A 10,558-nucleotide genomic window follows, 5' to 3' on the forward strand; every position below is an offset into this window, starting at 1 on the left:
TCCCTCGGGAACGGGGGCCTTTCACTTTTCGAAAGCCTCCACCACGACCCGCGCACTCTCGTCTCCGAAGGCACCGGCGCGCCGCTCGATATCGGCGAGCTGGGCAGCGGCCCGCGAGCACGCGAACCCGAACCGCGCGAGCACCCGCTCCGACGCGAGCGTCAACGCCGCCCTCGAGCGCTCGACGAACTCGGCGACCGGGTAACCCTCACCCGCGGCGAAGTGCTCTTCGACCACAGTGGACGGTGAATAGCACCGCTGCACCGAGGAATCCGGCCAGCGCACTCGGAACACGACCTCGGGCATGGGTCCTCCTCGCTGTTGCCGCGAGTGGACACCACTGACGTTTCGCTGATGTTGCGCGACAGCGGGGGTGTGAGCAGGGACATAGCGCTCGGCGAGCCCAATGCTCGGTGAACCGCTGCCGGCCGAAGACGACGGCCCCCGATTCCCACACCTGGGCGGTGCTCGGGCCGTCGCCGCCGAAGAGCTCCACTTCGACGTAGGCGATGGGGCCGGCCGATGAGCAGCGGGCCAGGACCAATTCGAAACCGCGAGGGAGTTCCAGGAACGGCGCTAGCTCAGGGGCTTCGGGGTCGCGACCGAGGCGGCGTAGTCCTTGGTGACCGGGACGAGTGAAAGGCCTTGTCCGAGCCGGACGATCACCGGTCCCCGGGGAGTCCGCTAAAGACGGCGACCGTCGAGATGACGGCCTCCAGGCCGTAGGCCATCAGAAGTCGAGCTTGCGCCACTCGAAGCGGGCGCGCCAGGTGTCGTCGTGGGTGGCGAAGGCGAGGAAGGCCGTGGCGACGTCTTCGAGGGAGGGGACGTCGGTGCGGTAGTGGCGGTCCGGGGAGCCGTCGCGGTGTTCGAGGGCGTAGTGGCCTTCGGAGGCGCCCGCGTGTTGGCCTTGGCCGACCTGGACGTAGGCGTCGCCGCGTTCGAGGACGGCGTGCCAGTTGGTGGCTGAAAGGCGTTGCAGCGTGGTGCGGATGGTGGCGGCGTCGGGATTTTCGGCGCGGGAGCCGTCAGCCGAGGTCAGGGTGAGCACGCCCGGGTTGCGCACTTCGCCGCTTTGCGGGTCGTACGCGACGAGGCCGTGGCGTCGCGCCAGCGCAAGGACGAAGCGGGCGACCTCGGCGTGCGGCGAGGTGATGGGCATGACGACCGCGGCTTCGGTCAAGTCCAGGCCGGCGGCCCACGGTGAGTTCTCGAAGTCGTCGACCAGCTCCGGGTAGCGCACCGTGAGCTCGCGGTAGAACGCGGCGACCTGCGGGTGCTTCACGTCGCCGGGTTCGGCGTCGACGAGCTGGTCGTAACGTGCCTTCGCCTCGGTGGCGGTGACCTCCGCGGGCGCGAACCAGACGGCAAGATCGAAACTCATCAGCAGTCCTCCCCAGTCGCGTCGAGCTTACGTCGCCTCGACGCGGCCGAGCATCGAAGCGAGCTTGGTGAGGGCGTAGTAGATGTCGATGTCGATCACGACCTGGCGGTGGCGCTCCAGCGTCTCCGGCAGGCGGGCGAGCAGGGCGGGCGCGGTGGCGGGGTCGAGGAGTAGCTCGTCGAGCCGCGCCTGGCCGCCGAGGGCGTCGATGAGGGCCTGGACGTCCCAGTCGTCCCAGGCCTCGTACGTGGGGTCCTCGACGTCCACGTCGGACGGCACCGCCGCGCGGCACACGTAGATCATGAGGTGGTCGAACTCGTCCAGGGCGCCGGCGTGGGCCTCGTGCCAGCCCGGCGGCGGTCCGGGGAAGCTGCTGCGGAACGGGTGGAACCCGATGACCTCGCCCATGTCGGGGAGTCTGCCATCCGGGTGGCGGCGAATCCGCTGGTCCGGCCGTTGATCACCCGAAATTGTCGGACCCGAGCCCTATCGTCACGGCAACACTGGGGAAGGATCGCTGTGAAACTCACGTCACACCTGCCGGACGCCGACCGCACCCGCGTCGAGGCCCGGTTGCAGCAGAACCTGATGGCCTGGCTCACCACGGTCCGTCCGGACGGACAGCCGGTCAGCGTGCCGGTGTGGTTCCTCGCGCGCGAGGACGGCACGTTACTGCTGTACAGCCGACCGACCGGGCAGAAGCTGCGCAACGTCGCGGCCAACCCGCGCGTCAGCCTGGGCCTGGACGTCACGGACATCGGCCGCAACGTCGTCCGCGTCGAAGGCACCGCCCGCCTCGCGGCCGACGAACCACCGGCCGACCGCAACTCCGCGTACGTGGCGAAGTACGCCGAACGCATCGGTGCGCTGTTCGGCACGCCGGAGGATTTCGCAGCGCTGTTCTCCGTCGCCCTGGTGGTGACGCCGACGAAGGTGCGCGCCGCCTGACACGAAAGAAGCCCCCGCGAGTGAATCGCGAGAGCTTTTCGGTGTGGCAGGTGAGGGATTCGAACCCCCGAAGGCTGAGCCGTCTGATTTACAGTCAGATCCCTTTGGCCGCTTGGGTAACCTGCCATGGCCGGGTGACCGGCCGCGTAGAAGGATACCCAACGGTCCGACGCGCCGATCAACCGGGGACCCCACCAGGTGGCAGGGGCTAGGCTGGTGGCCCCTGACGAGCGAGTACGAGGTGTGAGGACACGTGGCGGATCCCTCTTTCGACGTGGTGAGCAAGGTCGACCGCCAGGAGGTGGACAACGCCCTGAACCAGGCGAGCAAGGAGCTGGGCACCCGGTTCGACTTCCGGGGCACCGGCACGAGCATCGAGTGGTCCGGTGAGGAAGCGCTCACGATCGAGTCGGAGACCGAGGAGCGGGCGCTCGCCGCTGTGGAGGTCTTCAAGGAGAAGCTGATCAAGCGCAACATCTCGCTGAAGGCGTTCGAGGCCGGCGAGCCCGCGCTGTCCGGCAAGATCTACAAGATCGGCGGCAAGATCCTGCAGGGCATCGCGTCGGACAAGGCGAAGCAGATCGCCAAGTTCATCCGCGACGAAGGCCCGAAGGGCGTCCAGGCCCAGATCCAGGGCGACCAGTTGCGGGTGTCGGGCAAGAAGAAGGACCAGCTGCAGGATGTGATCGCGTTGCTGAAGGGCAAGGACTTCGAGATCGCGTTGCAGTTCACGAACTACCGCTGAGGCGCCGCGGGCATCCGGTCGCAGGGTGCCCGCCTCAACGTCCGCGCTGGTGGCGTAGCGCGTTGACGGCGAGCGACTCCGGGCTGTCGCTGAGGAATCGCCAGTGCGGACCGCCGGCAGCCGCGGCGAGACGCCCCTACGCCGACGCCCGAGGACGGTGACGTCGTGCCGGGTTCTGCGGTGACCGGGACGACCAGACCGGCGGCCGACGTCACTGCCGCTTAGCGGACCTGACGAACTGTGTCGGAGTTTGGCCGTAGCGGGATTTGAACGCGCGGATCAGGTGGCTGCTGGGTAGGTCATCCCCTCCCCCAGCCGACGGCCGAGGCGCTCGGTGAGCGTCCGCCAGGTGAGTCGCGTCCAGCCCTCGCGCGGTGTTTCGGTGAAGCCGAAGGGGATGCCGGTGCTGTCCGCGCCGGCGTCGAGGGTGATGCCGGGCAGTTCGAGGGGCTCGGCGCGGCCGTTGGCGATCTGCTGCCGGTGCACGTCGTCGGCGGAGAGTTCGGCGGGTAGGTCCGGCTGCTCGTACATCGCGTGCAGGCCGGCCAGCCGTCGGGGTGGTAACCGAGGGCCGCCTCTCGCTCGCTGCGTGAGGAAAGCCACGCCATCTCCGCGGCAGCTTCCCGCTGTGGCAACTCCTTCACGACGCCGTGAACGTCCACTGGCCCTCGTACGCCTGGACCTCCACCAGCGTCCGGCCCGGCACGGGGAAATCCGACGTGGTGGCGCCGATCTCGTTGACCGCGAGGTCCATGGTGCCGCCGCTCTGGACCCAGACGGCGGAGTTGCCCCGTGAGCCGGTCTTGAAGGTCGCGTGGGTGACGCCCGCGGGGAGCACCAGCACAGCGTCGCCCTTGCCGGCGTAGGGCTTGCCCGCCGTGACGGCGGGGAGGGTGCGGTGGTCGGAGAGGGTGGCGGTCCACGAGTAGTTCGCGGTGATCGTGAGGGTGCGGGAGGGGTCGCGGCCTTCGGTGACGTTGAACCAGACCGTGCCGTGGTACGCGCCGATGGCGTTGATGAGCGAATTCTCGTCGCCGTCGGTGTGGACGAAGATGTTGGAGTCGCAGCGCGGGCAGTCGAAGGTGAGGTAGCCGGGGACGTCGGTGGGCCACGACAACTGAACCGTGGCGTCGCCCTTGCCGGTGTGGGTTTCCGTCGGGGCTTCCAGGCGACGCGGGGGCGGGGGCGGGGGCGGGGGCGGCGCGACCGAAGTCGACGAAGGCGCGTCGAGACCCAGCGACCCGAGGATCACCCCGCGCCCGGACGGCTGGACGCTGCACGAGGCCGTGACCAGGCCCGCGAGCAGCAGCACCGCAACACGCCCGCGGACGCGCGTCATCACACATTCCCCCTCGTGAGCCGCCGCGCGGCTCTCATGTGATCTTTCGTCACCCTTTGACGATCCGTTACCTCCACCTGGCACCCGATCGGGCGGGTCAAACCCCTCGACCGGGTGGAGTCCTCGGGCTGACCTGCGGAAGCGCCGCAAAGCGGGCCGGTACGCACGCGGTTGCGTGGTGTAATCGCGCGGCCCGCCCGCGAGAGAGGTTCGCCGATGCGCCGTTGGACACCCGTGATCGCCTTCCTCACGTCACTGGTGGTGCTGGCCGCAGGGCTCACGCCCGCGTCGGCCGTGGTCGACAAGCAGCAGCTGGTGCCGGGGTACGGCTCGTACGCGCGGCTGATCCGGCTGCAGTACTCGCCGTTCGGCAAGGGGCACATCCTCGCGTCGCTCACGAGTGAGGACGGCGGCGGCAAGTTCACGCCCATCATGGAGAGCACCGACGAGGGCGCGAGCTTCCACAAGATCGGCGAGATCCGCGACCCCGATGGCAAGCTCGGCGAATGCTGCGGCACCCTCTACGAGCTGCCCCAACGCGTCGGCCGGCTGCGGGCGGGCACCGTGCTGTGGGCCGCCAGCTACCGGCAGGACGCGGGCGCCCAGCGGCGCATCGGCATCAAGGTCTGGGCCAGCTCCGACGGCGGCAAGCGCTGGACGTACCTGTCCGAGGCCGCGGTTTCGCACAACCACGACGGCATCTGGGAACCCGAGTTCACCGTCGACGCCGGCGGCACGCTGTGGCTGCACTACGCCGACGAGACTCAAGCCCCGAAGTACGCACAGGTGCTCAACCGAGTCGCGTCCACCGACGGGATCCACTGGGGCACCAAGCAGCTCACGCTGGCCATCCCGCCCGACCGCGTCCGCCCGGGCATGCCGATCATCCGGCGCCTGCCCGACGGCCGGTACTGGTTCAGCTACGAGATCTGCAACTACGGCGACCGCTACTGCGACCCGTACTACAAGATCTCCGCGGACGGCGCGAACTGGGGCGATCCGGCCGATCCGGGCACGCGGGTGAACACGGCCAGCGGCAACTACTTCCAGCACGCGCAGACCGTCACGCTCTTCCCCGGCGGGCCGAACGGCGTGCGGCTCGTGATGGTCGGGCAGATCTACACCAACGCCAAGGGCACGCCCGTGGCCGGCAACGGCCAGACCCTGCTCGCCAACGACAACCTCGGCGCCGGCAATTGGTACCCGTTGCCGGCCCCCATCCTCATCACCGGCATCTACAACAACTTCTGCCCCAACTACTCATCCACGCTCCTTCCGGTCGACGGTGGCAAGGGCGTGCTGGAGGTCGCGACCGAGTACAACCTCGGCTGCAAGGCCTACTTCGGCAAAGGTCCGATGGGCTGACACACTCACTCGAGACGGTGAACGCCACGAGTGAGGAGACGGATGAAGGGCATCGTGCTGGCGGGGGGCAGCGGGACGCGCCTGCACCCGATCACGCAGGCCGTGTCGAAGCAGCTGCTGCCGGTCTACGACAAGCCGATGATCTACTACCCGATCTCGGTGCTCATGCTGGCCGGCATCCGCGAGATCCTGGTGATCTCCACGCCCGCCGACCTGCCGAACTTCCGGCGCCTGCTGGGTGACGGCAGCCAGTTCGGGCTGTCGTTCAGCTTCGCCGAGCAACCCAGCCCCAACGGTCTGGCCGAGGCCTTCGTCATCGGCGCCGACTTCGTGGGCGACGACTCCGTTGCCCTCGTCCTGGGCGACAACATCTTCTACGGCCAGGGCTTCTCGCGCACTCTGCAGGACGCGTCGACCGACCTCGACGGCTGCGTGCTGTTCGGATACCGCGTCAAGGACCCCGAGCGCTACGGCGTCGGCGAGATCGACGGGTCCGGCAAGCTCGTGTCGATCGAGGAGAAGCCGGTGAAGGCGCGCTCCAACAACGCGATCACCGGGCTGTACTTCTACGACAACGGGGTCGTCGACATCTCGCGCGCGCTGAAGCCGTCGCACCGCGGCGAGCTGGAGATCACGGACGTCAACCTCACCTACCTGAGCGAAGGCCGCGCCACCCTCATCGAGCTCAGCCGCGGCTTCGCCTGGCTCGACACGGGCACGCACGACTCGCTGCTGGAGGCTGGGCAGTTCGTACAGGTGCTGGAACACCGCACCGGGGTGCGCATCGCCTGCCTGGAGGAGATCGCGGCGCGCATGGGCTTCATCAGCGCGGACGAGTGTTATGCGCTGGGGACGAAGCTGGCGAAGTCGGGGTATGGGGATTATGTGATGAGTGTGGCGCAGTCGTTGGGCGCGACCGGGGCGTAGTGGGCGCGCCGCTCAGAAGCCCCGCGCCATCGCTTCCAGGCGGCGGATGCGGTCCTCGATCGGCGGGTGCGTGGAGAACAGCTTCGACAGGCCGGCGCCCGGGCGGAACGGGTTGGCGATCATCAGGTGGGACTGCGAGACGACCGCCGGTTCGGGGGCCAGAGGCGCCGCGCGCGTGCCCGCCTCCAGTTTGCGCAGGGCCGAGGCCAGGGCGAGCGGATCGCCCGTGAGCTCGGCGCCCGAGGCGTCCGCCTGGTATTCGCGGGAGCGGCTGACGGCGAGCTTGATCACCGACGCCGCGATGGGACCGACGAGGACGAGCAGCAGGGACACGAACGGGTTGCCGTCGCGGCTGTTGCCACCGAAGAAGAAGGCCAGGTTGGCGAGCACGCTGATGACGCTGGCGAGCGCGCCGGCGACGCAGGAGATCAAAATATCCCGGTTGTAGACGTGCGACAGCTCGTGGCCGAGGACCGCTCGTAGCTCGCGCTCGTTGAGCAGGTCGAGGATGCCGGTGGTGCAGCACACGGCGGCGTGCTGCGGGCTGCGGCCGGTGGCGAACGCGTTGGGCGCGACCGTCGGGCTGAGGTAGAGGGCGGGCATCGGCTGGCGCGCGGTGGTGGCCAGCTCGCGCACGATGCGGTACATCGCGGGCTGCTCGACCTCCGACACGGGCCGCGCGCGCATCGCACGCAGAGCAAGCTTCTCGGAGTTGAAGTAGGCATACGCGTTGACCGCGAGGGCCAGCACCAGGCCGATGATCAGCGCGCCGCGGCCGAAGAGGCTGCTGATCGCGATGATGATCGCCGACAGCAGGCCGAGCAGCAACGCCGTCTTCAGCCCGTTCTGGTGCTTGTGCACGCGGCTCGCCTCCGTCCGCTCTCAGGGGTGATTACTCACCGGAAACAACGCGATCGGGCGAACCGAAGTTCCTTCGCATGATCCATTGGCGGGTTAGGGTCGGGAAAGTTTTCCCAGGTGATCATCCTCGGCGGAGGTGGGCGATGCACGGTCCCGAACTGAGCCGACGAGGGCTGTTCGCCCTGGCCACGGCGGGGGTGGCCACCGCCGCGCTGGCCGGGACCGCCTGGGCGGAGCAGGTGAGCGTCGTCGACGTCGGCGGGGCGCTCACGGCCGTCGCGGTGAACCCGGTCACGGGCCTGGTGTACGTGACCGACTCGAACTCCGGCTCCGTCGCCGTGATCGACCCGGCCGCGGGGCGCGTGACCACGATCATCACGGTCGGCGGCAAGCCGAGCGACGTCGCCGTGGACTCGGCTGCCAACCGCGTGTACGTGGCCAACCCGCCGGGCGGCACGGTGATCGCGCTCGACGCGCTCAGCCACCAGACGATGAGCGTGGTCGGCGCCGGCGCCGGCGCGTCGTCGCTCGCCGTGGACTCGGCGGCGAACAAGGTCTACGCGGTGAGCGACACCTTGGGGACGCTCGCCATCCTCGACACGCTGAGCCTCACCACGCAGCGGATCGTGGCGGCGCCGAAGCCGAGCCTCGCGGGGATCGCGCTCGACACCGGGCGGCGCGTCGCCTATTGCACGAGCCCGACCACCGATTCGGTCGAGGTGTACGACATCGACGCCGGCAAGTTCACGAGCAGCGCCGGGGTCGGCGCGTCGCCCACGGGTGTGGTGGTGCACGAGGCGAGCGGCACCGTGTTCGTGGCCAACTCGGCGATCCACCACATGTCCATTGTGGACGCCGTGACCCGCAAGCAGAGCAAGACCGTGTTGCTGCGAAGTGAAGCTTCGGCGATCGCCGTGCACCAAGGCACCGACACGATCTACACCAACGGCGGCCAGAACGGACTGTCCCGCGTGGACGGCAAAGCCGGCGTGCTGACGGGCGAGCTGAGTCTCGGCGTGAACCCGGGCGACGTGGCCGTCGACCAGCGTTCGCGCGCTGTTTACGTGACGGATCCCTTGCACGGAACCGTATCCGTCATCCGCAATTTCTGACGCCGCACCTGGTGTAACTCCAGGTATACGTTCGGTCATATGAAACTCGGACTGCAGATCCCCAATTTCACCTGGCCAGAAGGTCCCTCGAAGCTCGGCACCGACCTCGCCTCCGTCGCGCGCTCGGCCGACCAGGCCGGCTTCGAGTACCTCGCGGTGATGGACCACTTCTTCCAGATCCGCGGCGTCGGACCGAGCGAGAACGAGATGCTCGAGGCGTACACCGCGCTGGGCTTCCTCGCGGCGCACACCGAGCGCGCGAAGCTGCTCACGGTGATCACCGGCGTGATCTACCGCCACCCGGGCCTGCTCGCGAAGGCCATCACGACCCTCGACGTGCTCTCCGGCGGCCGCGCGGTGCTCGGCATCGGCGCCGGCTGGAACGAGGAGGAGTCGAAGGGCCTCGGCTTCCCGTTCCCGTCCACCGCGGAGCGCTTCGAACTGCTCGAGGAGAACCTGCAGTACATCCTGCAGATGTGGGGCGAGGGCGACGCCGCTTTCTCCAGCAAGCACTTCGAGGCCGAGCGCCTGCTCAACTCGCCCCAGCCGATCACGCGCCCCCACCCCCCGATCATGATCGGCGGCGGCGGTGAGAAGAAGACGCTGCGCTTCGTCGCCAAGTACGGCGACGCGTGCAACATCTTCAACACCCCCGACCTGGAGCACAAGCTCGACGTGCTCAAGCAGCACTGCGAGAACGAGGGCCGCGACTACGACGAGATCACCAAGACCGTCTACCACACCCTCGACATCGGCCCCGACGGCGAGAAGACGGGCGAGCTCCTGGCGGAGCTGGAACGCCTGCACGGCCTGGGCTTCCACGCGGCGATCGGCAGCATCCCGACGCTGCCGGACGTGTCCGTGATCGAGAAGTTCGCGAAGGACGTCATCCCGGAGGTCGAGAAGCTCGCATGAAACTGGGATTGCACCTGCCCCAGCTGACCTGGCCGAACAGTCCGGCGGCACTCGGGCCCGACCTCGCCACGGTGGCCGAAGCCGTGGACGAGGCCGGGTTCGAGTACCTGTCGGTCATGGACCACTTCTTCCAGATCTCGCGCTACGGCCCGCCCGAGCGCGAAATGCTGGAGGCATACACGACGCTCGGGTTCCTCGCCGCGCACACTTCGCGGGTCAAGCTGCTCACGCTGGTCAGCGGCGTGATCTACCGACACCCGGGCCTGCTCGCGAAAGCCGTCACGACCCTCGACGTGCTCTCCGGCGGCCGCGCGATCCTCGGCATCGGCGCCGGCTGGAACGAGGAGGAAGCGAAGGGCCTCGGCTTCCCGTTCCCGCCACTCAAGGAGCGCTTCGAACAGCTGGAAGACGCCCTGCGCTACGTCCTGCAGATGTGGGCCGACGGCGACGCCGCGTTCTCCGGCAAGCACTTCGAGGCCGAGCGCCTGCTCAACTCGCCGCAGTCGCTGCAACGCCCCCACCCGCCGATCCTCATCGGCGGAAGCGGCGAGAAGAAGACGCTGCGGTTCGTCGCGCAGTACGCCGACCTCTGCAACCTCTTCCCCGGCCCGGACCTGCCGCACAAGCTCGACGTGCTCAAGCAGCACTGCGACGCCGTCGGCCGCGACTACGACGAGATCACCAAAACCGTCGCGCTGTGGCTCGACATCGGCGAGAACGGTGAGAAGACCGGGCAGCTCCTCGACGAGCTGGGGCAGCTCGCCGAGCTCGGCGTCCACGCCGCCATGGGGTGGATCCCGGGTGTGCCCGATCCGCGGGTGATCGAGAAGTTCGGCACCGACGTCATCCCAGTGGCGGAGAAGCTCTAGAGCTGTGTCTTCGGCCTCGGCTCCGCCGAGGCGCGGGGGTGGTGGGGGGTTGGGATGAAAGCTCCCGGGCTCGGGCGGCCGCCGCCGCGACCG

General features: G+C 68.7%; 13 protein-coding genes and 1 tRNA gene. 7 read left to right on the forward strand and 7 right to left on the reverse strand.

Annotation, left to right across the window (positions count from 1 at the left end; all coding sequences use genetic code 11):
• Positions 1–21: 21 nt before the first annotated feature.
• The 3 genes from AB0383_RS14380 to AB0383_RS14390 form a co-directional block, all read right to left on the reverse strand.
• A complete protein-coding gene (locus AB0383_RS14380) occupies positions 22–306 on the reverse strand; it encodes an MSMEG_0570 family nitrogen starvation response protein (RefSeq protein WP_366187351.1) in 285 nt (94 codons plus the stop codon).
• Positions 307–730: 424 nt separating this feature from the next.
• The gene (locus AB0383_RS14385) at positions 731–1,384 is read right to left on the reverse strand and encodes a hypothetical protein (RefSeq protein ID WP_366187353.1); all 654 of its coding nucleotides are present in this window, start codon (positions 1,382–1,384) and stop codon (positions 731–733) included.
• 27 nt (positions 1,385–1,411) lie between these two features.
• A complete protein-coding gene (locus tag AB0383_RS14390) occupies positions 1,412–1,792 on the reverse strand; it encodes a hypothetical protein (RefSeq protein WP_366187355.1) in 381 nt (126 codons plus the stop codon).
• Between the two features lie 111 nt (positions 1,793–1,903).
• Here AB0383_RS14390 and AB0383_RS14395 point away from each other — a divergent pair, with 111 nt between their 5' ends.
• On the forward strand, positions 1,904–2,332 hold the full coding sequence (locus AB0383_RS14395) for a TIGR03667 family PPOX class F420-dependent oxidoreductase (RefSeq protein ID WP_364183518.1): 429 nt from the start codon (positions 1,904–1,906) through the stop codon (positions 2,330–2,332).
• Positions 2,333–2,376: 44 nt separating this feature from the next.
• On the opposite strand, the gene AB0383_RS14400 is transcribed toward AB0383_RS14395, so the two are convergent.
• Positions 2,377–2,458 (reverse strand) — tRNA-Tyr (locus AB0383_RS14400).
• Positions 2,459–2,585: 127 nt separating this feature from the next.
• Here AB0383_RS14400 and AB0383_RS14405 point away from each other — a divergent pair.
• Positions 2,586–3,077: a YajQ family cyclic di-GMP-binding protein gene (locus AB0383_RS14405; RefSeq protein ID WP_326568029.1), complete on the forward strand. Its 492-nt coding sequence runs from the start codon at positions 2,586–2,588 to the stop codon at positions 3,075–3,077.
• 279 nt (positions 3,078–3,356) lie between these two features.
• Here the strand turns inward: AB0383_RS14405 and AB0383_RS14410 are convergent, their stop codons facing one another.
• Together AB0383_RS14410 and AB0383_RS14415 are read right to left on the reverse strand one after the other, a co-directional pair.
• Positions 3,357–3,608, reverse strand: a complete 252-nt coding sequence (locus AB0383_RS14410; protein WP_366187358.1) for a hypothetical protein — start codon at positions 3,606–3,608, stop codon at positions 3,357–3,359.
• A 109-nt stretch (positions 3,609–3,717) separates the two neighbouring features.
• The gene (locus tag AB0383_RS14415; RefSeq protein WP_366187360.1) at positions 3,718–4,416 is read right to left on the reverse strand and encodes a hypothetical protein; all 699 of its coding nucleotides are present in this window, start codon (positions 4,414–4,416) and stop codon (positions 3,718–3,720) included.
• A 216-nt stretch (positions 4,417–4,632) separates the two neighbouring features.
• Here AB0383_RS14415 and AB0383_RS14420 point away from each other — a divergent pair, with 216 nt between their 5' ends.
• Entirely contained in the window at positions 4,633–5,781 is a 1,149-nt protein-coding gene (locus AB0383_RS14420) for a sialidase family protein (RefSeq protein WP_366187362.1), read from the forward strand.
• A 42-nt stretch (positions 5,782–5,823) separates the two neighbouring features.
• On the forward strand, positions 5,824–6,708 hold the full coding sequence (gene rfbA, locus AB0383_RS14425; protein ID WP_364183526.1) for a glucose-1-phosphate thymidylyltransferase RfbA: 885 nt from the start codon (positions 5,824–5,826) through the stop codon (positions 6,706–6,708).
• A 12-nt stretch (positions 6,709–6,720) separates the two neighbouring features.
• Here the strand turns inward: rfbA and htpX are convergent, their stop codons facing one another.
• The gene (htpX, locus tag AB0383_RS14430) at positions 6,721–7,569 is read right to left on the reverse strand and encodes a zinc metalloprotease HtpX (RefSeq protein ID WP_366187365.1); all 849 of its coding nucleotides are present in this window, start codon (positions 7,567–7,569) and stop codon (positions 6,721–6,723) included.
• Between the two features lie 143 nt (positions 7,570–7,712).
• Between htpX and AB0383_RS14435 the strand changes: the two genes are divergently transcribed.
• From AB0383_RS14435 to AB0383_RS14445, 3 genes are read left to right on the forward strand one after another with little or no spacing between them, the layout of a single operon-like run.
• Positions 7,713–8,681, forward strand: coding sequence for a YncE family protein (locus AB0383_RS14435; protein ID WP_364183532.1), 969 nt, complete (start codon positions 7,713–7,715; stop codon positions 8,679–8,681).
• Between the two features lie 39 nt (positions 8,682–8,720).
• A complete protein-coding gene (locus AB0383_RS14440) occupies positions 8,721–9,596 on the forward strand; it encodes an LLM class F420-dependent oxidoreductase (RefSeq protein WP_364183535.1) in 876 nt (291 codons plus the stop codon).
• The gene (locus AB0383_RS14445; protein WP_364183536.1) at positions 9,593–10,465 is read left to right on the forward strand and encodes an LLM class F420-dependent oxidoreductase; all 873 of its coding nucleotides are present in this window, start codon (positions 9,593–9,595) and stop codon (positions 10,463–10,465) included. The genes AB0383_RS14440 and AB0383_RS14445 overlap by 4 nt, the downstream gene beginning before the upstream one ends.
• Positions 10,466–10,558 lie beyond the last annotated feature (93 nt).

Origin of the sequence: Amycolatopsis sp. NPDC051373, from assembly GCF_040689465.1 — a bacterium.
In the GTDB taxonomy this organism is placed as follows: Bacteria; Actinomycetota; Actinomycetes; order Mycobacteriales; family Pseudonocardiaceae; genus Amycolatopsis.